Here is a 22,158-nt window from a genome sequence, read left to right on the forward strand (position 1 = left end):
CGCCGGAACAAGGAGATACCGGATGGAACCGAACGAACCCCTGAACGCGGCCCCGCAGCCGGACGCCGCGCCTGTTACAACACAGTCTCCCGCCGCAACACAGGAGCGCCCGGCCGAAAAGCCCCGCGCCGCCGTCCGCGTGACGCAGCAATTTGTGGTGCGCATGCAGCGGGGCCAGAACGAGGCCGCGCTGCCCCCCAAGGGCGGTAAACCGCCCCTGCGTGCCACCTACAATGCAGTGGGCCAGCTGCTCTACCGCGTGGGCACGCAGGCGGAATACACCTGCATCCGGCTGGGGCGCGGCATACGCGGCGCGTTCCGGCTGGCGCTGCGCGCCGCGGCCGCGCTGCTGCGCTTTGTGGGCGGCCCGCTGCTGGCGCTGTTTTCCAGCATCTGGGACGACCTTACGGCCCCGGCGCGCCGTTTTGCCAGCGGCGTGCGCCATATGCGCGACGCCGCGCGGGCGGAAGCCCAGGCGGGCGGCAGCGGCAAGCGGGCCGGTTTTGCCTATTTTAAAAACGGCGTCCACGCCTACCGGCATCTGATCGGCGGCGCTCTGCGCTACCTGATGCCCGCCGCCGCGCTGTGTGTGCTGGTTTTCACCGTGCAGGAGGTGCTGGGCTCCAGCTTCTCGCTGGGCGTGAGCTACAGCGGCGACTTTCTTGTATTCATCGAAAATGAAGGCGTTTGGGATTCCGCCGAAAAAATGGTGCAGGAACGCGTGATGGCGTCCGAGGGCGCCAAGGTGGAATGGGACGAGCATCCGGTGTTCGAGCTTCGCATCGTGGACCCCGCCGCCCGCACCAGCGCCAGCGACCTGGTGGACAAGATCATCGCGGCATCCTCAGACAAGATCATGAAAGCCGTGGGCATCCGCGTGAACGGGGAGCTTATCGGTGTTGTGGAGGACGGACGTGCGGTGCAGCAGCTTTTGGACGACACACTGGCCGCTTATAACGACGGCACCCACGAGCGCGTGGAATTTTTGTACCCCATCGAGCAGGTGCCCGGCACCTATTTCACAAACTCTGTGCAGGATACCACGATGGTGCTGCAGGCTTTGCAGTCCAGCGACGTGCTGAGCGTAAAGGTGACGGACCTCATTGAATATGACGAGACCCTGGAATATACCACAGAGGAAGTAGAATCCGACCAGTACAACAAAGGCGTGCGCTTTATCTCCCAGCGCGGGCGCGACGGCACCCAGCATGTGGTGGCCGAGCAGACCAGCGTCAACGGCAGCGTCATCTCCACCGTTCCCGTGGAAGTGACCGTCACCAAGGAAATGACACCGCGCATCTATACCATCGGCACGCGTGAGGCACAGTACGGTGTTTCCACAGCCGCCGGCGGAAGCGTCGTGGGCACGGGCTCCATGACGTTCCCGGTGCCCAGCCTCTCCTATATCACCACGCGCTTTGGCAGCGGCCACCGCGGCATCGACCTGTGTGCGCCCAACGGCACGCCCATCCTTGCGGCGGATTCCGGAACGGTCATCGAGGCCGGCTACCACTGGAGCTTTGGCAATTATCTGCTTATTGACCATGGCAACGGCATCACCACGCGCTACGCTCACTGCTCGGCGCTGCTGGTGGGCGCGGGCTCCACCGTTACGCGCGGCCAGCAGATCGCCACCATCGGCATTTCCGGCGTCGCCACAGGCTACCATTGCCATTTTGAGGTAGCAGTGAACGGAAGCCTGGTGAACCCCGCGCCTTATCTCGGCGTAAGTTGAACCTCCGCCTTTCCGTTTGCGGAAAGCGCCTCGCCCTTGGCCGCGGATGAACTCCGGACGCGGCCAAGGGTTTTTTGTATGGAATTTGAAAAGGGCTCGATGCTGCGGGCCGAGATAGGCCGGGGCGGCCGAAGCCGGGGATGGGCGTAAAGACCGGCGCAAAGAAAAGCATGCTGACGGCAAGGCAGACGCATTGCCCGAATGCGCGGCACTTGCACACGACAAGCAGGGCAGAGCTTGTCGAACCGTCCGCCAGAACCGGGAAAGGGAGACTGTACGGAAGCCGGCGCAGCATCCGCCACACAAACCCTACGGTCGAGTACTTGGCCAACATACTCGGGAAAAATACCATCCTGCTGTTATCCGTAGGCATACATGTTCCCTCCGCTTTTCCTATTGGAAGCGGGAACCATCCGTTTCCAGGAGGGTTATAGTGAAAAAGGGCGGAAAGGCAACCATCTGTATTTTTCACGGAACGTAAAAATTGCGGCCAAAACGCTTGACAGAGGCGGAGGAATGCATTATCCTATAAAACATACTAAAATGATAGGAAATGGAGGCGCAGGGCATGAGCCGGGATACCATTCAGCAGCGGCTGTGCCGCTGGCGGAACAGCCGAATGTGCATGGGAGGATGACCGCCGCACACCCGCCCGCGCCGTGCGGCGCGGGCCTGCACAGAAAGAAGGCTGTTACCATGTCTGATTTTAAAGGTTTGAACGTACATTTTGAAACGCTCCAGCTCCACGCGGGGCAGGAAAACCCGGATCCCGCCACGGATGCCCGCGCCGTGCCGATCTACCAGACCGCCTCGTATGTGTTCCACAGCAGCGCCCATGCAGCCGACCGCTTCGGCCTGCGGGACGCGGGAAACATCTACGGCCGCCTGACGAACCCCACGCAGGATGTGTTCGAGCAGCGCGTAGCGGCGCTGGAGGGCGGCGCAGCCGCGCTTGCGGTCGCTTCGGGCGCAGCGGCCATCGCTTATGTGTTCGGGGCGCTGGCGCCGGCTGGCCGGCATATCGTTTCCTCCAAGACCATTTACGGCGGCACATACAATCTGCTGGCTCATACGCTGCCGCTTTCGGGCGTAACGGCCACATTTGTGGATATTGGCGACCCGTCGGCCGTGGAGGCCGCCATCCGGCCGGAAACGCGCCTGCTGTTTGCCGAGACTTTGGGAAACCCCAATTCCGACGTGGCGGATGTGGAAACGCTGGCCGCCATCGCCCACCGTCACGGCATACCGCTGGTGGTGGATTCCACCTTTGCCACGCCCTACCTGCTGCGCCCCATTGAATACGGCGCGGATGTGGTGGTGCATTCGGCAACAAAATTTATCGGCGGGCACGGCACGTCGCTGGGCGGCGTCATTGTGGAGGGCGGCGGGTTCGATTGGGCGGCCGCGGGCCGGTTCCCGGCCCTCAGCGCGCCCAACCCCAGCTACCACGGCGTCAGCTTCACGCAGGCTGCGGGGCCCGCGGCGCTGGTCACCTATATCCGCGCGGTGCTGCTTCGGGATACGGGCGCGGCCATCTCGCCTTTCAATGCTTTTCTGCTGCTGCAGGGGCTGGAGACCCTTTCCCTGCGTGTGGAGCGCCATGTGGAAAACGCGCTTCGTGTTGTCGATTTTCTGGTGAACCACCCGAAGGTGGAGCGGGTAAACCATCCTTCTTTGCCGGAAAATGGATATCGCCCGCTGTATGAAAAGTATTTTCCCCGCGGCGGCGGCTCCATCTTTACGTTTGAGATCAAAGGCGGCGCGGCCGAGGCGCAGGCGTTCATTGATAAACTGCGCATCTTTTCGCTGCTGGCGAATGTGGCGGACGTCAAAAGCCTGGCCATCCACCCGGCAAGCACCACGCATTCCCAGATGACGCCGGAGGAACTGGCCCAAAGCGGCATCCGGCCAAACACCATCCGCCTGTCCATTGGCACGGAACACATCGATGACATTCTGGCGGACCTTGCCGCGGCGCTGGAGGCTTGAACCGGAAGCCGCTCTATGCCGCGGAGGGCTTCAAAGAAATACGCAAAGCGGCGGCCCTAGGCCGCCGCTTTTGCCTTGCGGGCACAGCCCGCGGAAGGGAGAACGCAATGGAACAGGCAACGGGCGCGCGGCGTGCCGCTGTGGCTATGAGCGGGGGTGTGGACAGCTCTGTTGCGGCGCTGCTGCTGGCACAGGCGGGCTGGGCCTGTACGGGTGTGACGCTGCGCCTGTATGCGGGTGCGGATGCCGCGCCGGACGGCGCGCGCACCTGCTGCTCGCTGGAGGATGTGGAGGACGCGCGCGCCGTGGCACGACGGCTGGGCATCCGGCACTACACCTTTAATTTCACAGAAGCTTTTGAACGGGATGTGATCGGGCGCTTTGTGCAGGGATATCTGGCGGGTGAAACGCCCAACCCCTGTATCGACTGCAACAAACACATCAAGTTTTCCGCGCTGCTGCGCCGGGCTCAGCTCATGGGCTGTACCCATGTGGCCACGGGACATTACGCACGCATTGTCCGGGGCGCCAATGGGCGGATGCTGCTGCAGACAGGGCTGGACGCGGGCAAGGACCAGAGCTACATGCTCTACGGCATGACGCAGCGGGAGCTGGCGCACACGCTGTTCCCGCTGGGCGCGCTGACAAAAGCGGAGGTGCGCGCGCTGGCACTGGAAAACGGCTTTGGCAACGCCCGCAAGCGGGACAGCCAGGACATCTGCTTTGTGCCGGACGGCGATTATGCCGCCTTTGTGGAGCGGCACACGGGCTGCCCCTGTCCGCCGGGGGATATCCTGGATGAAGCCGGACGCGTCGTGGGACGCCACAGGGGATATATCCGATACACCGTGGGCCAGCGCAGGGGCTTGGGCATTGCTGCGCCGCAGCCGTTGTATGTGCGCGGCGTGTGCCCGGCGCGCAACACCGTTACAGTTGCCGGGGCCGGTGCGCTGTATACCGACACCGTGGACGCGCGGGAGCTGAACTGGATCGCCTGCGACGCACTGGGCGAACGTCCGGTGCGCCTGCTGGCAAAGCTGCGCTACCGACAGCCCGCCCGCCGGGCCACTGCGTGGCAGACAGGCCCCGACACACTGCGCGTGCGCTTTGACGAGCCGCAGCGCGCGCCCGCGCCGGGACAGGCGCTGGTGCTGTACGACGGAGGAACGGTGGTGGGCGGAGGCGTTCTTTTTTCCACGGTCTGAAACAAAAAACGCGCGGCGTACCGCACTGGCACGCCGCACGTTTTTTTGTTATACTGGTAAACAACGGCGGGGCGGAGCGGCGCCCTGTGCGGGAAGAACAAAACAGGCCGCGCGCAAAGCGCGCGGGGGAGGGGGAAACGCCTTGGCGTCCGGCGAGAGGGATCTGACGCGCGGCAGCGTATGGCGGCAGGTGCTGGCCTATGCGATGCCGCTGGTGGCCAGCAGCCTGCTGCAGGCGCTGTACAGCATGGTGGACACGGTCATCGCAGGCCACTTTGCGGGCAGCGCGGCCATTTCAGCCATCAACAATTCGGGACAGATATTAAACATCCTTACTAAGATCGCCATCGGCATCACAACAGGCGGCAATATCATCATCGGCCAGTATTACGGCGCAAAAGAGCATGGGCGGCTGGGCGAGGCGTCGGGCACGCTGCTCTCGCTTTCGCTGCTGCTTGGGGCGGCGACGGCTGTGGGCCTGTACGCGGGCGCATATCCGCTTTTGGGCCTGTTGGGTGCCCCGGCCATGGAGCAGTCTGTGGCGTATTTGCGCATCTGCGCGGTGGGCATGGTGTTCGTATTCGGTTACAACGCGCTTTCCGCCGTGCTGCGCGGCGTGGGCGATTCCCGCACGCCGCTGCTCATCATCGGCGTGGCTACGGTGGTGAACACCGTGCTGGACCTGTGGTTCGTGGCGGGGCTTGGCATGGGCACCGCGGGCGCCGCGCTTGCCACAACTGCCGCGCAGGCCGTCAGCTTCGGCATGGCGCTGGTGCTGGTGGCGCGGCGCACCGGGCTGCTGCAGCCGAAGCTGTCGTTTTTCCGTATGCACGGCGCACTGCTCCGGCTCATTCTTCGGCTGGGCATCCCCAGTGCACTGCAAATGACCATTGCCGGGTTCAGCTGGCTGGTGGTAACATTTCTTGTCAATCAGTACGGAGTGGATGTTTCGGCGGGCAACGGCGTGGCCATCAAGATCAAGGACATCTGCCAGCTGTTCATCTCCGCCATGGCCAGCGGTGCGACCACGATGATCGCCCAGAACCTCGGCGCATCCAAGTTCGAGCGTGCAAAGGATGTGATGTACACTGCCATGAAGATCACATGCGCCATGGCTGCGGCGATGATTGTTCTGGTGGAGCTGTTTGCGCCGCAGATGGCCGCCGTGTTTACAAATGAAGCCGCCGTGCGGGATGCGGCGGTGCTCAACCTGCGCATCGAGATCCTGGGACAGATCTTCTACGCAGTGTTTATGGTATACCACGCGCTGGCCATCGGTGCGGGGCATTCCACCTTTGCCATGCTGTCCAGCTTTGCCAACTGCATCGTGTTCCGGGTGGTGCTCAGCCTGCTGTTCAATCATTTGTGGGGCATCTACGGGCTGTACGCGGCCTGTGCCGTAGCGCCTTCCATCTCGGTGCCGCTGGGCTGGCTGTACACCCGCTCGGGCGTTTGGCGGCGCAGTTTGGCCAAAACAGAAAAGTAACCTCCCGCACCGGCCCTTTCCGGGCCATGCGGGTGCAGAAAACGGCGGGTGCTTCCGGTAAGGGAAGCGCCCGCCGCGCTGTTTTACATTGTTTTCCCGGGAAAACTCAACCGGTGATTTTTTCAAATACTTCCGCACCCTGGCCGCAGATGGGACATTTGTAGTTGGCGGGAAGAGCCTCGCCCTCATAGATATAGCCGCACACCGTGCAGCGCCATCCCGTCACCTTTTCTTCGGGCGGACGGTAGCTGGAGGCCTTGGGCGGTGTGAGGCCTTTCTTTACCGCGTGGTAATAATCATAGGTCATCTGCGGAACATCGTCCAGCACGGCCCAGTCATCCACGCGCGCCACGAACAGGATGTGTGTGCCGAGGTCCACCTCGTTCACTACGGTGCAGGCGAAGCGCGCCGCACACTGCTCTGTCACATAGGGCACGCCGTTTATATCCCGCGCCCAGGCAAAGCCCGCGAACTTGTCCACATCCCGGCTGCACTGGAACCCGAACCGGCCGATCAGCTCCATCGAGGCGCTCTCGGCCAGCACAGTGGCCGAGAATTTGCCGGACTCCAGAATGGTCCGGGTGGTTTGATTCTCCTTATTGATGGTCACCGCCACCTGCACCGGGGAAACGGTCACCTGCCCCAGTGTGTTGACGATGCAGCCCGCCGCTTTTCCGCCGGCTTCGGAGGAGACGATGTACAGCCCGTAGCTGAGTTTATCGAATGCGTGATAATCCATAGATGGGCCTCCCTAAAATCATTATTGATAATAGTTTTCATTATAATGCGAAAAATTTTTCCGTCAAGACGCGGGGCGCATTTCCCTGTTTTTATTATGGCACATTTTTGCACAAAAAAGAAGCTGTGGGCCAAACGAAACTGAAAGTGCAAAAAACGAATACGGCAAGCGCAAGAAAACCGCGCGCGTCTGTGTTAAAATGAAAGCAAACAATCGCGGCCCGGCGCTGTTTGACGCGGGCCTTTCAACAAAAAAGGAGTGTGCGCGCATGAATTTCCTGAATGTGGACATCCCCGTCAAAAACGTGCCGGAGCTGGACAAGGGCTTTGTGCCCCTGGGCCTGTTCTTCAAAAATTACCAGAAGGGCGCGGCGAAGCCCCTGTGCATCGCCGTGGAACGCTCGGGCGGCCAGATCGGCACCTACGAGACCAAGATCTACGGCACGCCGGAAATGGAGCAGGCCGACGCGTATTATGTGGACCGTCTGGTCAAATTCCTTTTGTGGAGCTGGGGCGGCTTCAAGGTGAGCATCTGCGGCGACGACAACGTGGCCGCAGCCATCCGCGCCGCGTACAGCGAGGGCGGCTCCCGCGCCTTTGACAAGGGCTTTATGGAGCAGGTGTACGAGACGGAGTTCATCGTCGAGAGCCTGCCCTACGACAAAAAGCCCGAGGCAGTGCAGCGCGCCGAATCCATCGGCCGCCACCTGGACGGCGGGCGCATCGGCTTCGACGCCGGCGGCTCGGACCGCAAGGTGTCCGCCGTGCTGGACGGCGAGCCCATTTACAGCGAGGAAGTCGTATGGTTCCCCAAGACGATCTCCAACCCCGATTACCACTTTGAAGGCATCATGGCGGCGCTGTCCACAGCCGCGGCCAAGATTTTGGAAAAGGGCGGCCATGTGGACGCCATCGGCGTGTCCTCCGCGGGCGTGTACATCGACAACAAGTGCATGGTCGCCAGCCTGTTTTTGAAGGTGGGCAAGGACGAGTTCGACAAGAAGGTCAAGAACATTTACACCCGTGCGGCCGAGCAGCTTTCCAGCCAGCTTGGTTATCACATCCCCGTGGTGGTGGCCAACGACGGCGACGTCAGCGCGCTGGCGGGCGCCATGGGCCTGGGCGAAAACGGCATCATGGGCATCGCCATGGGCACCAGCGAGGCTGTGGGCTATGTGGATACCGAGGGCAACATCTGCGGCTGGCTGAACGAGCTTGCCTTTGCTCCCGTGGACGGCCAGCCGGACGCCATGGAGGACGAGTGGAGCGGCGACATCGGCTGCGGCGTGAAATACTTCAGCCAGGACGGCGTCATCAAGCTGGCCCCGCGCGCGGGCATCGAGCTGACGGGCGCGTCTCCGGCTGAAAAGCTCAAGGAAGTGCAGGCCCTGATGGCCGCGGATGACGCCCGCGCCAAGGCTGTGTACGAATCCATCGGCGTATACCTGGGCCACACGCTGGGCCTGTACGCCATGTTCTACGACATCCGCCACGTGCAGATGATGGGCCGCGTGATGAGCGGCAAGGGCGGCGACATCATTATGGAAACGGCCTCCCGCGTAATGGACGAGGAATACCCGGACGTGGCCTTCCGCCCCGAAGCACCCGACGAAAAAACGCGCCGCGTGGGCCAGAGCGCCGCGGCTGCCAGCCTGCCGGAGCTGAAATAATTCCGGCTTGCCGCATAATAAAAACCGCGCGAAGGATTTATTTCCTCCGCGCGGTTTGTTATAATTGGGAAAAGCGGATGTGAAATGCTGAAGGAAGCGCCGGCGGCCGCTCCGCCGTTCAAAAGAAAAGAGGATATTTATGCTGTACGATACGCTGGAAAATCTGAACCAGTACACGGGCCTGTTCCCAAACCTGGACAAAGCCATTGATTTTATTGAGGACAACGACGTTTCCGCGCTGCCTTTGGGCCGCACGGAGATCGACGGGGACGACGTGTACGTCACGGTGATGGAGGCCGAGCCCACGCCCGGCGAGGGACGCGCATTCGAGACGCATTCCCGCTATATGGATCTTCAGATGGACCTGGAGGGTGCGGAGCTGTGCGAGGTGGCGCTGGGCGATGTGGAGGAAGCAGAGCCCTATGACGAGGAAAAGGATTTTGCGCTGTGGAACGGAGCCGCCAGCGCCGCGTTGGTACTGGGAGAGGGCCGGTTCGCAGTGTTTATGGTGGAGGAGCCGCATAAGCCTGCCATTAAGGCGCAGGGCTGCGATAAGGTGAAAAAAGCGGTGTTCAAGATCGCATACTGAACCGGAGGGTGCAAAACAGCCGCAGGTTGTTTGGAGCTGGTCCGGCGGGGCCGCCGGAATGGCGCTTGGCGTGCGGCACGAAAAAGAACGGGAGGCATTGCGGGATGGAGAGCTTTATCATCGGCATAGCGGGGGGCACGGGCAGCGGCAAAACGACGCTGACAAAGCGGCTGAAGGAGCGCTTCGGCGACGACGTTTCGGTCATCAGCCACGACAATTACTACAAGCGCCACGATGAGCTGCCCTATGAGGAGCGCTGCAGGCTGAATTACGACCATCCGGACGCATTCGATACAGATCTGATGGTGGAGCAGGTTCAGGCGCTGCGCCGGGGCGAGACGATCGCCTGCCCGGTGTACGACTTTACGGTGCACAACCGTTCCGAGGACACGCTGCTCATTGCGCCCACAAGCGTCATCATCCTTGAGGGCATTCTCATTTTTGCGGATTCCAAGCTGCGGGATCTGATGGATGTGAAGATATTTGTGGATACCGACGCGGACGTGCGTATTCTGCGCCGCGTGGTGCGGGACGTGAAGAAGCGCGGCCGCACGCTGGAGAGCGTGGTGCAGCAATATCTTACGACCGTCAAGCCTATGCACGAGCAGTTTGTGGAGCCGAGCAAGCGCTGTGCGGACATCATCGTGCCCGAGGGCGGCAAAAATCTGGTTGCACTGGATATGATCATCCAGCGGGTGGAACACCATATCCGCGGCCAGCAGGAGCCTTGAACGGGACAGGCCGGGACGGATTTTTTCCGCCCCGGCAAAATTTTTGCTTGACTCTGACGGTGCGTCATAGTGTATTGTAGCTTTTGGGAGGCATGGATGCGGCGGCACACCGCCGCCTGCCTCCCGGACAGAAAGGAGGAACAGCCATGGAATACACCGTAAACGGCCTTGCACGGCTGGCGGGCGTGAGCGTACGCACGCTGCACTGGTACGATGAGATCGGCCTGCTGCGCCCGGCCCGCGTCACCGAAGTGGGCTACCGGATGTACGGCCCGGATGAGGTGGATGCGCTGCAGAGCATCCTGTTCTACCGGGCGCTTGGCGTGCCGCTCAAACAGATCGGCGCGCTGATGGCGGACGCCTCCGCCGGACGGCTGGCCGCTTTGCAGAGCCATCGCGCCGCGCTGCTTTGCCGGCGCGCGCAGCTGGACGCTCTGCTGGCCACGCTGGACAAAACCATTTTGACGGAAGAAGGGAAATGTGCGATGACAGACGCAGAGAAATTTGAGGGCTTCAAACAGAAGCTCGTGGCGGAAAACGAGGCCGAATACGGCGCAGAGGCAAGGGGCAAATACGGAGACACGGCCGTGGATGCCTCCAACGCGAAGCTGATGGGGCTTTCGCCCGAGCAGTACGGCGAGATGCAGAAGCTGAGCGCGCGGATCAACGCCGCTCTGGCCGCCGCGGTGCGCGCGGGCGAAGCGCCGGACGGGCCCGAGGGGCGGCGCATCGCCGGGCTGCATAAGCAGTGGCTGTGCTTCACTTGGCCCAAGTACACGCCCAAGGCACACCTCGGCCTGGCAGAAATGTATGTGGCGGACGAACGCTTCACTGCCTACTACGACGCTGAAACGCCGGGCTGCGCGGCTTTTTTGCGGGACGCGGTGGCGGCTTTCACGGGCTGCTGAGACGGTGCGGCCGCAGAGGCCGGCATAAAAGCAACCGCAAAGCGGCAAAAAACGCTCCGGGCGTCCGGCTGAACGATGCCGGCCGCGTCCGGGGCGCTTTGTTTGAAAGCACGGCGCGTCTGTTTACGTGGAGGCGCCTTTACCGTGCAGGCTTTTTGTTCGTTTGCAGTCGTAAATAAAAAAGCGCATGGAAGCGGCTTTCCCGTTGATATGGAACAGATGCTCCTTTTCGCAGCGGCGCCGCATGCCCTGGTGTTCGTAAAAGCCGTAGTTGCAGCTTGTGTCGGTGAACAAATAAATTTCGTCTAATTTTTGTTGGCCGGTATAATCGAGAGCCGCCTGAAACAGCGCTTTGCCTACGCCTTGTCCGCGGCACGAGGGACTCATCACAAACAATGCAAGCTCCGCCGGATAGTTCTTGCCGCTTTCGCGCAGCAATTCCCTGTCTATCCCCGTGACGTTTTCAAAAATTTTGGATACGGCCCGGCCCTCTTTGGTGAGATAGAGCGACAGAACGGCCCGAAGCTGCCGGAATCTGTTCGGAAGCGGACACGTGTGACGCGCGATATCCTTTACCAGAATAATGCCCACGGGTTTGCCGTTCAGCACGGCCACCCGGGAGAATGTGTAATTGGTCAGACAACTGCTCAAAAATACGTCTGCCAGCCTGGACGCGGTTTTTGGGCTGCTGAATTCGTCATAGCGCCAGGTTTTGCGGATGATGTTTTTTAAAGCGATAAAGTCATTTTTTTGATATTCTCTCAATTGCAGCGGCATGAAGGGCCTCCTTGTTTTATATCTCGGTATCCTATAAGATAAAGGATACAGTAACTGTAAAGTCAACAGGGAGAGCTGCACAAATGAAGAAAAGTTTTAAAAGCCTGACAACGGCCCAGTTTGCAAAGCTGCACGGGGTGAACAAGCGCACGCTGCACTACTATGATGACATCGGCCTTTTCAGCCCGCGGGCAAAGGGAGAAAACGGTTACCGCTTTTACGACGCCGCCCAAAGCCTGGATTTTGAATACATCCGCATGCTCAAGGAGCTGAACATGAGCATCGATGAGATTGCAGCGTACTGCAAAGCGCCCACACCCGCCCGCTTTCTTGAAATAGCGTCCGCCAAGGAAGAAGAGATCGGCCGGCAGATCAAAAAGCTGCGGCACGCCCAAAAGGTACTGCGCGCAAAAAGGGAACAGGCCGCTTTTTGCGGAGAGCTGCGGGAACGGGAGATCAGAATAGAAGCGTGCAGGGCCGAGAGGCTTCTGGTACTGCCCTATGACTTTGCGGAGGACGACATGCAGCGGGTGTTCGCCCATGCCAAAGAGAAATGGAGCATAGAGCAGATCCGTATGGGCATCGGCGGTTTTATTTCGCTGGACAAGGTGTACGGCGGAAACTTTGAGGCTTATGATGGAATCTATACGCCCGCGCTGAGCAGCGCGTCTGCGGCGGACAGCCTGACGCGCCCAAAGGGGAACTATTTGTGCGGATATCAGAAAGGCGTTTGGAGCAGGCTGCCGCTGCTGTACGAGGCAATGACCGAATATGCAGAACAAAATGGCCTGACGCTTTCCGGATATGCCTACGAGGTAGGGATGAATGAATTCATGATCTCAGCCCCAGACGAATACATTACAAAGGTCATGATTTTGATACAGGAAAATGTATGACCGCAAGGCGGCAAAGCGGGGCTGGAGCGCTATTCCTCCAGCAGCGTGACCGTCTGCGCGTCTGCATCCAGCCGGACCTTTGCGCCGATGGGGACCGTGAGCATGGGGTGGGTATGGCAGCAGTCAAATTCCGCCAGCACGGGAAAATCTACATCTCCCATCACCTCTTGAAGAATCTCATAGGGCTGGCGGCCCGTGCCCATATCGTCGAAATTTTCATGCTTGCCCAAAATAAGCCCGGAGATGCGTTCAAAAACGCCGGCGCATTTCAGCAGTGAAAAGCTCCGCTCCACCGTGGCCGCGTCCTTGAGGGAATCTTCGATCATCAGGATCGTTCCGTCCGTGATCTCCGGAAAATATTTTGTGCCCCAGATCCCCTGCATGGTGTTCAGATTCCCGCCGATGAGCGTGCCTGTCGCGGCTCCCGGGTGCAGCGTCAACAGCGCATTGACGCGCCCTTTTTTGGCTTTATCCTGGGAATTCCAGTCGATAAATTCGTCGGTCCACTGCGGGGGCGTGGGCAGGGTGTGAGGAAGGGTGAGCCGTTCTGTTACAATGTCGGTAAAATATGTATAGGTCTCGTCCACAAACGGTGGGAATTCGCCGAAGGAGGCCACCACGGCGGGGCCATAATAAGTCGTGAGCCCGGTCTGGGCATAAATGCCCAGCAGCAGCGCCGTCACATCCGAATAGCCGACGATGATCTTCGGGTCTTTGCACAGGCCCTCATACTCCAGATACGGCAGCAGGGAGTTGGAATTGTTGCCGCCGATGGCCGCCATGATACACCGAACGTTCGGGTCGCGGACCAACGCGTTGAATTCCTCCGCCCGCTCCCGGATCGTTCCGGAACGGTAAAAATCCCGCCGACCTGTCAGAGAACCCTCCAAAAAGCGAAAGCCTTTGGCTTCCAGATATTCTTTGCCGCGCCGGTAGCGCGCCGCGGCCGTCGCCGTGGCGGGGGACGAGGGGGAAAACACCGCGATGGTGTCCCCCGGGCGGAGCTTTGCGGGTATCATGAGCATTCCCTCTCTTTCGGTAAAATGCAATGTGTGCCGCGCCGACGGCAGGCATCAACCGGTATATTATAGCACGGGGAGCTTTTGAGCGGCAAGGCGGCCCGGGCGCAGGGGGTCACGCGGCGTCATCTTCCGGCCCCGCTCCGCCGTCCGGCGGAACGCCCGCTTCTTCTTCCGGGCCGGGGCCCGCCGCCGCGCTGCCGGAGCCTGTCCCGCCGCCTGCCGCAGACGGAGAGACGGGCTGTCCGTCTGTGTCTCCAGCCGCGCCCTGAGGCACACTGTCCGGGGCGGCGGATACGCCGTCGCCGCTCCACGCACTGTACGAGGAGGCGCGCTTGAAGTAGGCCGCCGCGACAGTGACGGAATTTTCCGCAAGCTCATAGCGCCCGTCCGCCCATGTGCCGGGCAGTACGCCCGCGCGGTATTGGGGAGGCTCCTTGCGCAGGAAACCGAAAATACGCTCATAGTCGAAGATCTGGGTGGCCGTCAGGTTGGTGGAGCTCTGCGCCAGAACCGCGCGCACGGCATCCGGTACTGTGTCTGCCAGCGCGTCGCCGCCGATGCGCAGAAAGGCAAGATACCCCTCCGCGCGCAGCAGTGCCTGCATGTCCGGCGTAGCCGCGCCCGCAGCCAGCACGTCTGCCAGCATCTGCGGCGTCAGCGAGACCGTCTGTACCCCGGGGATGTTCAATTGCAGCTGCCCCAGGGCCTCGGGCGTCATGTAATTGGCCAGCGGGATGCGCGCGGTACCGAAGCCCGCCGCAAGATCCACCAGACGGTCCGCGGTGCAGTAAAGGTAATTGTCGATTTCAATGTCCAGTGTTTCCATCAAAGCCGCCGCGGCCTGGGCCGGGCCCGCCTGTTCGGCCGCATCTGCCAGCGTGGCGGGCTGCCCGTTCACAAGCACCACGGTCTCGCCGGGGATGGCCACCGAGCACAAATTGCCCTCCAGCGCATCGAAGCGCAGCAGCACAAAGGTCTCGGGCTGCTCCGGCCCGGTCATCAGCAAAAAGTTTTTTTCATCGCCCAGCGTGGGCTGCGCAATGGGCACGCCGCTTTGTACAGTGTCGGCGGGCGCGCTGCGCGTAAAAATGACGGCGGCTACCGCCAGATAGATGGGCAGCAGCACGGCCAGCGTGCAGCCCAGCCCCAGCCAGAACGCTTTTGCTCTGCTCACGTGCGTGCCTCCTTCCGTTTTTTGTATATATCTTGGGCGTCCGGCGCACTTTATATACAAAAAGCGGGAGGGAGAACGGTATGGAAAAGAACACGCAGCCCCAGCGGGACGCTGCCGCGCGCATCCAGAACCCAACGGTGCGGGCCATTGTGCTGCAGCCGCCCAGCGGGACGGACCCCAGCGGCAGCTATACGGGCAAGCCGCTGGACGAAACGGAAAGGCCCGTGCAGGACGCAGACGATTTGTAGCACAGGCAGAAAACCGCGGGCGGTGCAATGCGCACCGCCCGCGGTTTTTCTTTTGAGTAAGGAAACCACCATTAGCGGGTGGTTATGACTATTGCTCGGCGCTTAACAGCCCGTAGCCTCAAAATGGAAGCAAGCTGCTTTTTACAGCTTTTCGCAGTGCTCCCGAATGATGGCGCAGCTTTTGGCAAAGCCCTCCGCCTCGTCGCGGCTCAGCGTCAGTTCGATGACCTCTTCCACACCCGCAGCGCCCAGAATACAGGGAACGCTGGCGTACACGCCGTGCTGGCCGTAAGGCCCGTCCAGCAGCGTGGAACAGGGGAGCACGGCCTTTTCGTCGTGCAGAATGGCTTTGATGACCGCCGCAGCCGCCGCACCAATGCCAAATTCCGTGCAGCCCTTGCCCTGCACGATGTCCCAGCCGGCCGCCACGGTAGAGCGCCAGGCTCCGTACAGATCCGCCTGGCCGCGGGTGTCCGGCTGCTCCTCCATCCAGTCCGTCAGCGGCTTGCCGCACACAGTGGCGGCGCTGAACGCCGCGATTTGGCTGTCGCCATGCTCGCCCAGCTCGTAGGCGCAGACGCTGTGAGGCGAAACGCCCAGCAGCGCCGCCAGACGTCTGCGCAGCCGGGCGGAGTCCAGAGCCGTGCCCGTACCCACCACGCTCAGCCCGGTGATGCGGGCAAAATACTGCGCGATGACGTCGCAGGGGTTGGAGATGGAGACTACGATGCCCGAAAAACCGCTGGCGGTAAGCTGCGGGGCGATTTCCGCAATGACCTTGACCGTCGCGCCCAGCTCCAGAAGACGGTCCTGTTCAAAAATGGTGCTGCACGCGCTGAGCACCACGATATCCGCGTCCGCCAGCGCTTCATAGCCGCCCGCGTATATTTTTGCGGGCAGCGGCATATAGGCCACGCTGTCCGCGATGTCGTCGGCATGGCGGCGCGCCTTGCCCTCGTCTGTGTCAAGCAGCACGATCTCATCGCACAGGCCCTGGGTCATCAGGCTGCTGGCCACGTGGCTGCCCACATGCCCGGCCCCGATGATGCCGATTTTCGTCGTTTTTTTCATATGTCCCATCCCTTTTTCTGTTATGAAAAAATCTTACACGCAAACCGGAGCCTCGTCAAGCGGAGAAAAGAGAAATAATCCCCCGTGCCTGTGCGCATACTATCCCGGAGGCGGGGCCGCGTGCGCCGCCCGCAAAGGAGTTGGAATGATGCAGGCGTTTTTAAAGCAGCACAGATGGGTGATCCTCGCCGCGGGCGCGGCCATCCAGGTCCTGACGGGCGTGCCCGCGGCCTGGGGCGTGTTTCAGCGCGGCGTGTGCGAGGGCTATTCCCTTTCGCAAGAGAACGCGGCCATGATTTTCAGCCTCACCATTTGTTTTTTCGGCATTGGGTGTATCCTGGGCGGCCTTTTACAGGACAAAAAGGGGCCGCGCACGGCCGGGCTTGCAGGCGCGGTGCTGCTGGCGGCGGGCTTCTGCGGCGCGGGCTTCATCCCGGGGGAAAATCCGTGGTTCTTTTACGGTGTGTTCAGCGTGCCTGTAGGGCTGGGCTGTGCGTTTTTGTATCCTTCGGTCATGTCCTGCGCGCAGAAATGGTATGCGGACCGCAAGGGCCTGGCCACGGGCGTCATCGGCGGCGCGGTGGGCGCGTCCGGCGCGGTGCTCACGTTTCTGGGCCGCTTTCTCATCGGCACCTGGAGCATCCGCACCGCGTTCTGGGTGCTGGGCCTTCTGATGCTGGCGGTGTGCGGCGCGGGCGCGGCTATTTTGGAAAACCCGGAGCAGCCGCCCCGGGAAACGGCGAAGCAGAAGCGCGGCGGGGGGGCGGCGCCCAAAAAGCCGCGGGACTACAGCGTAAAAGAAATGCTCAAAACAAACCAATACTGGCTGATGTTCGCCGTAGTGGGGCTTGCAACGCCGGCCGTGCTGCTGTTCAGCCCCATCATCGTGGAGCTGGCACAGGAACGCGGGCTTTCGCAGACGGCGGCGCTGGCCTGCATCGTGGTGGGCTCGGTCTTTTCGGCGGCAGGACGGCTTTTGATGCCCTGGCTCAGCGATAAGATCGGCCGGCGGTATACCGACATGCTTCTGCTGGCTGCGCTGTGCGGATTTTCGGTGTGGTTCATCTATGCAGGCAGCTGGTGGGTGATCCTGGTGTACAGTCTGCTTACGTTCTGCTATTCCGGCGAGGCCGCTGTCATTCCCGCGGCCGGAACGGACCTGTTCGGCCAGAAGAACGCGGGCATCAACTACGGCTTTCTGGCGCTGGGCATGAGCGTGGGCAGCGTAGGCTTCCCGCTGCTGGCCCGCTGCTTTGAAGGCGAGGCCGTGCGGCATTTCGTTGCCATTGCGGCCACGGCGGCGGGCTTTGTGTGCCTGTGGTTTTTAAAGCCCACCCAGGGCGAACGCCTGTAATGGGAGAGCGGAAAGGAGAGGCGCCTTTTTTGGCCCTCCCCTTTTTTTAATGTTTTGCAGCGCCGCGTTCAGGCATGGGAAAGCAGCGGCAGCATCACGCGGTCTTCCGCAAAAATATTCGATCCGCCCGCCAGCACGAACAAATGGTCGTCGCCCTGCACGGGCGCGCGGGCGCATGCGGCGGCGCTTGCGGGCGTGAAGCCCAGCTCGGCCCGCGCCGCGCCGGGCGAAGCGGCCGAGGCAGCGGCGCACACTGCCTGTTCCAGCGTGCAGCGGCCCGTGCCGAAAAAGTCGCAGCAGGTGAAAACGCCGTCCTCCTCCGTGGCCACACAGGCCAGATCATAAGCGGAAGAATAATAGACGCAGTCCTTCAAAAAGCCGCTGCAATAGAACATCAGCAGGCCGGGGTTATCCAGCATGGGCAGAGCGGAGAAAGGGTTGGAGCGCTCATAGCAGCGCAGCAGCAGCGCGCGCCCGGCCTGCGTGTCCATGTGCAGCCGCGCAAAGCCGCCCTCCGCCGGAGCGGCGCCCCGGGCGGGCAGCGGCAGCGTGCAGACATGCTCCCGCGCGGGGACAAAGCCGAATTTGGGGTAAAACTCCAGCACCGTGTCGTTGGCATAAAGATAAACGCCGTCGCAGGTGCGGCCCCAGTCGTCCAGTACGGCTTCCATCAGACTGCGGGCAAGGCCCTTGCCGCGGTGCTCCGGAGCCGTCATCACCGTGCCCAGCTGCACCAGCCGCAGAGCCTCGCCACGCCACACCGTGTCGATGCGGTTGACCGAGACGTTGGCTGCCGCGCTGCCGTCCCGGTATACCATCGTATAGGGAACGTAGCGGTCCGTCCACCAGCCCGCGCGGTGCCATTCCTCGAACGAAAGGCCGAACACACGCCGGGCCAGTGCGAAAAAACTCTCCCGCAGGGGAGCATTGTCCCGCACCTGCTTGACGAGCGTATAGTCCATGCTCCATTTCCCCTTTCCCCGGCGGCCCTGTGCGCCGCTGCCTCTTCTGCGGGGCATTGTACCATATTTCCCCGCAGGAGAAAAGAGCGGTAAGAAAAAGCGCCGCCCGGAAATGCGCAGAAGCGCCGGGCGGCGGAGGGATCTACAGCTTTGCCGCGGGCTTTGCGGCTCTGGCGGCGGGAGCGCGGAAGCGCACAAGCAGAGAGGCGCACACAGAGAACGCCATCAGCGCGATGGGAAAGACGATCATCATAAAGCGGGCGGCAGTGCCGGGCATTGCGCCGGGGCTTTCGCCGGATTCAAAGCCGAACAGCGTGAACAGCAGAAGCAAAACGCCGCTGCGCGTCAGGCTGGAAAGACGGGTGATAAAGCTGATGCCCGCGAAGAACGTGGCCTCGCGGCGCACGCCATAGCGGGCCGCGTCGTCCTCGATGAGCACGGAATTCACCATGTCCAGGTTGGCGGTCACGCCCGCGATGCCCACACCCACCAATACGCCGGCAAGGCACGCGGGCAGCAGGCTGTGCACAAAGTACATCGGGACCAGCGAAAGTCCCAGCCACGCCAGCGCGATGCGCCAGCATTTAAGCGTGCCCAGCCGGTTGATAAGGCGGTACCAGAGGTACATCGAGGGGATGGCGCTGACGAACACGGCCGCGGAGAGAAATGTGGCGTTGCTGTCCGGCAGCTGCAGCGCGTACTTGATGTAGAACGGAATGCCCGCCAGCAACAGCCCGCTGGTGGACTGGTAGAAAAAGTGGGAGACGGACACAAGCCAGAAATTGGCGTTGGTGGCCAGAGCTTTCAACGAAGCCAGCAGGCCGGGCTGTTCGCTTTGGCTGAATTCACTGCGCTCCCGGCACCCCAGTATGGAATAAAGGATGAGCGCGCCGCTGAGCAGCCCCAGCGCCAGCGCCGTGGCGCGGTAACCGATGGCCGCAGTGATCATGGGCACCAGCGAAACGCCGATGATCATGCCCACCAGCTGCATGGCCTGCCGCAGGGCGTTCGCCTGGTTGCGGCGCTTTTCATCGCGGTACAGCTCGGGCAGCAGGGAGTGGTAGTTCACGGTGGAGATGGTGTTGCCCGTCTCTGTCAGCATCAGAAATACCGTGAAATATACGGCCAGCCCCACGCCCGTGCCCAGGGATGCGGGCGGGCTGAAAAACAGGATGGACGAAAGCACGAACACAGGCACGCTCGCCAGCAGCCAGGGTTTGCGCCGTCCCCAGCGGGTGCGTGTGCGGTCCGACAGATAACCCGCGATGGGGTCGTTGAAAGCGTCCCAAACCGCATACAGCACATTGCCCAGCGCGATCAGCTTCATGGAAAGGCCGATAGTCTCGGTGTAAAAAAAGGTGCCGTAAGTAACGTACATGTATCCTGCGATGGACAAACCGAACATCGCCAGAGAATAGCGCCAGGGGCGGTTGCAGGTCTTGTTTTTTTCCATATTCTCGCCTCTTTCGATCGTATTCAAATGCGCGCGGCATCCACAAAGCAGTGCGCGTGCAGCGGAGAGAGAACTTTCAGTCCCTCGCCCAGCGCAAAGTTCTTACCCGCGGCCAGTTCTTTTCCCTTCATGCCGAAGTAGACGCGGTACATGGCCAGCGTCTGCGCATCCATCTGGCTGTCGTGCAGCGCGATGGCCTCGAACTTTTTTTCGAATACGGCGGAAATATCCACAACGGTATTGGGCTGCGCGGTAAAATAATAGCCGATGGCAGACGCGGCGTGCGGCTGCGTGTCCCCGCCGCCGGGAATGGCAGCGCGCCCGCTCATCAAAAAGGCGTTGGCTGCCGCGCGCCCTGTTACAGCATGGTCCAGGTGGCTCTCGTAGGCCAGCCAGGGGTCCGGCGCGAAAATAGCGTCCGGCCGCACCTCGCGGATGACCCGGGCGATCTGTGCCGAAAGGCCCAGCACATCGTCCAGCGTGCCGTCGCCGTGGTCCAGAAAGTGGAACTCCTTTGCACCGAGGTGTGTTCCGGCGGCAATGGCTTCGGCGCGGCGCACACGTGCGGTCTCCTGCGGGGACGCCGTGCGGTTCTTATTCCCTTGGTCGCCGTTGGTGACGGTGAGGTAATGCACCGTGCAGCCCGCCTGCGCCAACACCGCCACGGTGCCGCCCATGCCGATCTCGTTGTCGTCGGGATGGGGCTGGATGCAGAGAGCACATTTGCTTTTCAGAATATCCGGCGGCGCAAGCAGCGCCGCGACGTCAAACGCGGGATTTTCCATAAACAGCCTCCTTCATATTGATGCTAAAACACTAAATTAATTTAATTATAAAACAAAAATTTGTGAAATCAATCCAAAATGCGGGGAATATAAAATAAATGGCAAAAGACAAATGGAGGACTTTAGGGCTCTTCGGTACCTTGCGGAAAAATTTTATCCGGAAATTCCACAATTTTTTTATATTTCTGTGCTAGTATCAGTCTACAAAGGAAACAACGCGCCCGGCGCGGGGAGGCATTACAGTGAAGCACAGCTTTTCACGCAGAAAAAAGATATTCTTATCGGTAACGGCGGGGGTCGTGCTGGTTGTATTTTTGGCCGGCGCGGCGGGAGCCGCTTATATCAGCGGAAAAATGGACCTGCTGTCCCGCCCTTCGGCGGGACAGGGCGGCAGCAGCCAGAGCGGAACGGACCCCGGAGATGCAGTGCTCTCCTTTGACGGCATGGATCTGAGCGGCATCGACGTGATGGAAAACGGCGGCAGCATCGCGCCGCCGGAGGGCGGGGTTAACATCAACAGCGGCGTCATCAACGTTCTGCTGATCGGCTCCGACGAACGGGAAAACAGCGCCGACGGCAGCGCCCGCGCGGACTCCATCATGATGCTTTCGGTGGACAGCAGAAAGAACACATGGAAACTGGTATCCTTCGAGCGCGGCGTGGGCGTTTCCATTCCGAACCGCGGCGACGACTGGCTGACGCATACCTACGCCTACGGCGGCGCGAACTTGCTGATGAAAACGCTGCAGGAGTATTTCAAAGTGGATGTGAGCCGGTATGTGAAGATCGATTTTTCCCTGTTTGAGACCGCCATTACCGACATTGGCGGCGTGGTGGTGGATATGAGCCAGGCGGAGGCCGATTATATGAACGGCATTGCCGGGGAGCAGAAATGGACGGCGGGCACGGCGCGGCTGGATGGCCCCACCGCGTTGGTGTATGCGCGCATGCGCAAGCTGGACAGCGACTGGGAGCGTGTGGAGCGCCAGCGTGAAGTTGTGCAGGCCGCGGCGGACCAGGTGGCCACGCTGAGCCTGCCCAAGCTGGACCTCATCGCAAACAAGCTGCTGCCCCGCATCGAAACGAACCTTACCAACGGTGAGCTGTGGCAGCTTTTGTTTAAGATGCCCGTGCTGCTGGGAAAGCAGGCACAGCAGATGACAGTGCCCGAACGCGAGGAGACGTGGTCCATCTCATCCGGCCTGCAAAGCTCATTGATCGGGTGCGATTTTGCCGCCGAGGCCGACAGACTGGACCGTTTCCTACGGGGGGAGTCGTCCGGAGAGGGAGCGGACCACGTGTCTGCGGCAGCCCCGTCTGCATAAAAAACGAGTGTATAGAAAACCAAAACGGGAGCTGCTTTTA

General features: G+C 61.2%; 20 protein-coding genes. 12 read left to right on the top strand and 8 right to left on the bottom strand.

The window, feature by feature from the left end:
• Positions 1 to 22: 22 nt before the first annotated feature.
• The 4 genes from TQ39_RS08335 to TQ39_RS08350 all read left to right on the top strand — a co-directional run bounded on the left by TQ39_RS08335 (position 23) and on the right by TQ39_RS08350 (position 6,415).
• Positions 23 to 1,735: a M23 family metallopeptidase gene (locus TQ39_RS08335; RefSeq protein WP_050005197.1), complete on the top strand. Its 1,713-nt coding sequence runs from the start codon at positions 23 to 25 to the stop codon at positions 1,733 to 1,735.
• A 696-nt stretch (positions 1,736 to 2,431) separates the two neighbouring features.
• Positions 2,432 to 3,724, top strand: coding sequence for an O-acetylhomoserine aminocarboxypropyltransferase/cysteine synthase family protein (locus tag TQ39_RS08340; protein WP_009324084.1), 1,293 nt, complete (start codon positions 2,432 to 2,434; stop codon positions 3,722 to 3,724).
• A gap of 107 nt (positions 3,725 to 3,831) precedes the next feature.
• Positions 3,832 to 4,929 (top strand): tRNA 2-thiouridine(34) synthase MnmA, encoded by a 1,098-nt coding sequence (gene mnmA, locus TQ39_RS08345; RefSeq protein ID WP_040910102.1) that lies wholly within the window; start codon positions 3,832 to 3,834, stop codon positions 4,927 to 4,929.
• 142 nt (positions 4,930 to 5,071) lie between these two features.
• Positions 5,072 to 6,415: an MATE family efflux transporter gene (locus TQ39_RS08350; protein WP_050005198.1), complete on the top strand. Its 1,344-nt coding sequence runs from the start codon at positions 5,072 to 5,074 to the stop codon at positions 6,413 to 6,415.
• Between the two features lie 106 nt (positions 6,416 to 6,521).
• On the opposite strand, the gene TQ39_RS08355 is transcribed toward TQ39_RS08350, so the two are convergent.
• On the bottom strand, positions 6,522 to 7,154 hold the full coding sequence (locus TQ39_RS08355; RefSeq protein ID WP_050005199.1) for a flavin reductase: 633 nt from the start codon (positions 7,152 to 7,154) through the stop codon (positions 6,522 to 6,524).
• A 268-nt stretch (positions 7,155 to 7,422) separates the two neighbouring features.
• Between TQ39_RS08355 and TQ39_RS08365 the strand changes: the two genes are divergently transcribed.
• The 4 genes from TQ39_RS08365 (at position 7,423) to TQ39_RS08380 (ending at position 11,051) form a co-directional block, all read left to right on the top strand.
• Positions 7,423 to 8,823, top strand: a complete 1,401-nt coding sequence (locus TQ39_RS08365) for an ROK family protein (protein ID WP_009324095.1) — start codon at positions 7,423 to 7,425, stop codon at positions 8,821 to 8,823.
• Between the two features lie 139 nt (positions 8,824 to 8,962).
• On the top strand, positions 8,963 to 9,412 hold the full coding sequence (locus TQ39_RS08370) for a NanQ anomerase/TabA/YiaL family protein (RefSeq protein ID WP_050005201.1): 450 nt from the start codon (positions 8,963 to 8,965) through the stop codon (positions 9,410 to 9,412).
• Between the two features lie 104 nt (positions 9,413 to 9,516).
• Entirely contained in the window at positions 9,517 to 10,143 is a 627-nt protein-coding gene (gene udk, locus TQ39_RS08375) for a uridine kinase (RefSeq protein ID WP_009324098.1), read from the top strand.
• 146 nt (positions 10,144 to 10,289) lie between these two features.
• Complete coding sequence (locus TQ39_RS08380; protein WP_050005202.1) at positions 10,290 to 11,051, top strand: MerR family transcriptional regulator; 762 nt, start codon at positions 10,290 to 10,292, stop codon at positions 11,049 to 11,051.
• A 123-nt stretch (positions 11,052 to 11,174) separates the two neighbouring features.
• Here TQ39_RS08380 and TQ39_RS08385 read toward each other — a convergent pair whose 3' ends face one another.
• Entirely contained in the window at positions 11,175 to 11,828 is a 654-nt protein-coding gene (locus TQ39_RS08385; protein WP_050005203.1) for a GNAT family N-acetyltransferase, read from the bottom strand.
• A gap of 83 nt (positions 11,829 to 11,911) precedes the next feature.
• Between TQ39_RS08385 and TQ39_RS08390 the strand changes: the two genes are divergently transcribed.
• Entirely contained in the window at positions 11,912 to 12,724 is an 813-nt protein-coding gene (locus TQ39_RS08390; protein ID WP_050005204.1) for a MerR family transcriptional regulator, read from the top strand.
• 29 nt (positions 12,725 to 12,753) lie between these two features.
• Here the strand turns inward: TQ39_RS08390 and TQ39_RS08395 are convergent, their stop codons facing one another.
• Positions 12,754 to 13,743: a S66 family peptidase gene (locus TQ39_RS08395; RefSeq protein WP_123157558.1), complete on the bottom strand. Its 990-nt coding sequence runs from the start codon at positions 13,741 to 13,743 to the stop codon at positions 12,754 to 12,756.
• Positions 13,744 to 13,858: 115 nt separating this feature from the next.
• Positions 13,859 to 14,920 (bottom strand): hypothetical protein, encoded by a 1,062-nt coding sequence (locus TQ39_RS08400; RefSeq protein ID WP_050005206.1) that lies wholly within the window; start codon positions 14,918 to 14,920, stop codon positions 13,859 to 13,861.
• Between the two features lie 80 nt (positions 14,921 to 15,000).
• On the opposite strand from TQ39_RS08400, the gene TQ39_RS20820 reads away from it, so the two are divergent.
• Positions 15,001 to 15,168, top strand: coding sequence for a hypothetical protein (locus TQ39_RS20820; RefSeq protein ID WP_009324104.1), 168 nt, complete (start codon positions 15,001 to 15,003; stop codon positions 15,166 to 15,168).
• 141 nt (positions 15,169 to 15,309) lie between these two features.
• Here TQ39_RS20820 and TQ39_RS08405 read toward each other — a convergent pair whose 3' ends face one another.
• Positions 15,310 to 16,239 carry a lactate/malate family dehydrogenase gene (locus TQ39_RS08405; protein WP_050005207.1) on the bottom strand — a complete coding sequence of 310 codons (930 nt, stop codon included), beginning with the start codon at positions 16,237 to 16,239 and terminating at the stop codon, positions 15,310 to 15,312.
• A 145-nt stretch (positions 16,240 to 16,384) separates the two neighbouring features.
• On the opposite strand from TQ39_RS08405, the gene TQ39_RS08410 reads away from it, so the two are divergent.
• Entirely contained in the window at positions 16,385 to 17,593 is a 1,209-nt protein-coding gene (locus TQ39_RS08410; RefSeq protein ID WP_050005208.1) for an MFS transporter, read from the top strand.
• 68 nt (positions 17,594 to 17,661) lie between these two features.
• Here TQ39_RS08410 and TQ39_RS08415 read toward each other — a convergent pair whose 3' ends face one another.
• From TQ39_RS08415 to TQ39_RS08425, 3 genes are all read right to left on the bottom strand, one after another.
• Entirely contained in the window at positions 17,662 to 18,612 is a 951-nt protein-coding gene (locus tag TQ39_RS08415) for a GNAT family N-acetyltransferase (RefSeq protein WP_082052177.1), read from the bottom strand.
• A gap of 85 nt (positions 18,613 to 18,697) precedes the next feature.
• On the bottom strand, positions 18,698 to 20,008 hold the full coding sequence (locus TQ39_RS08420) for an MFS transporter (RefSeq protein ID WP_050005210.1): 1,311 nt from the start codon (positions 20,006 to 20,008) through the stop codon (positions 18,698 to 18,700).
• 23 nt (positions 20,009 to 20,031) lie between these two features.
• Positions 20,032 to 20,793, bottom strand: a complete 762-nt coding sequence (locus TQ39_RS08425) for a PIG-L deacetylase family protein (protein WP_050005211.1) — start codon at positions 20,791 to 20,793, stop codon at positions 20,032 to 20,034.
• 242 nt (positions 20,794 to 21,035) lie between these two features.
• On the opposite strand from TQ39_RS08425, the gene TQ39_RS08430 reads away from it, so the two are divergent.
• Complete coding sequence (locus TQ39_RS08430; protein ID WP_050005212.1) at positions 21,036 to 22,118, top strand: LCP family protein; 1,083 nt, start codon at positions 21,036 to 21,038, stop codon at positions 22,116 to 22,118.
• The last annotated feature ends 40 nt before the right edge of the window (positions 22,119 to 22,158 follow it).

This window comes from Ruthenibacterium lactatiformans (assembly GCF_000949455.1).
GTDB lineage: Bacteria > Bacillota > Clostridia > Oscillospirales > Ruminococcaceae > Ruthenibacterium > Ruthenibacterium lactatiformans.

Excerpts from the sequence above, each read along its gene's own strand:
- TQ39_RS08395 (WP_123157558.1), bottom strand. The coding sequence starts at position 13,743 with ATGATACCCGCAAAGCTCCGCCCGGGGGACACCATCGCGGTGTTTTCC.
- TQ39_RS08370 (WP_050005201.1), top strand. The coding sequence starts at position 8,963 with ATGCTGTACGATACGCTGGAAAATCTGAACCAGTACACGGGCCTGTTC.
- TQ39_RS08390 (WP_050005204.1), top strand. The coding sequence starts at position 11,912 with ATGAAGAAAAGTTTTAAAAGCCTGACAACGGCCCAGTTTGCAAAGCTG.
- TQ39_RS08405 (WP_050005207.1), bottom strand. The coding sequence starts at position 16,239 with ATGAAAAAAACGACGAAAATCGGCATCATCGGGGCCGGGCATGTGGGC.
- TQ39_RS08340 (WP_009324084.1), top strand. The coding sequence starts at position 2,432 with ATGTCTGATTTTAAAGGTTTGAACGTACATTTTGAAACGCTCCAGCTC.
- mnmA (WP_040910102.1), top strand. The coding sequence starts at position 3,832 with ATGGAACAGGCAACGGGCGCGCGGCGTGCCGCTGTGGCTATGAGCGGG.
- TQ39_RS08420 (WP_050005210.1), bottom strand. The coding sequence starts at position 20,008 with ATGGAAAAAAACAAGACCTGCAACCGCCCCTGGCGCTATTCTCTGGCG.
- TQ39_RS08425 (WP_050005211.1), bottom strand. The coding sequence starts at position 20,793 with ATGGAAAATCCCGCGTTTGACGTCGCGGCGCTGCTTGCGCCGCCGGAT.
- TQ39_RS08410 (WP_050005208.1), top strand. The coding sequence starts at position 16,385 with ATGATGCAGGCGTTTTTAAAGCAGCACAGATGGGTGATCCTCGCCGCG.
- TQ39_RS20820 (WP_009324104.1), top strand. The coding sequence starts at position 15,001 with ATGGAAAAGAACACGCAGCCCCAGCGGGACGCTGCCGCGCGCATCCAG.
- udk (WP_009324098.1), top strand. The coding sequence starts at position 9,517 with ATGGAGAGCTTTATCATCGGCATAGCGGGGGGCACGGGCAGCGGCAAA.
- TQ39_RS08415 (WP_082052177.1), bottom strand. The coding sequence starts at position 18,612 with ATGCCCCGCAGAAGAGGCAGCGGCGCACAGGGCCGCCGGGGAAAGGGG.
- TQ39_RS08355 (WP_050005199.1), bottom strand. The coding sequence starts at position 7,154 with ATGGATTATCACGCATTCGATAAACTCAGCTACGGGCTGTACATCGTC.
- TQ39_RS08380 (WP_050005202.1), top strand. The coding sequence starts at position 10,290 with ATGGAATACACCGTAAACGGCCTTGCACGGCTGGCGGGCGTGAGCGTA.
- TQ39_RS08335 (WP_050005197.1), top strand. The coding sequence starts at position 23 with ATGGAACCGAACGAACCCCTGAACGCGGCCCCGCAGCCGGACGCCGCG.
- TQ39_RS08385 (WP_050005203.1), bottom strand. The coding sequence starts at position 11,828 with ATGCCGCTGCAATTGAGAGAATATCAAAAAAATGACTTTATCGCTTTA.
- TQ39_RS08365 (WP_009324095.1), top strand. The coding sequence starts at position 7,423 with ATGAATTTCCTGAATGTGGACATCCCCGTCAAAAACGTGCCGGAGCTG.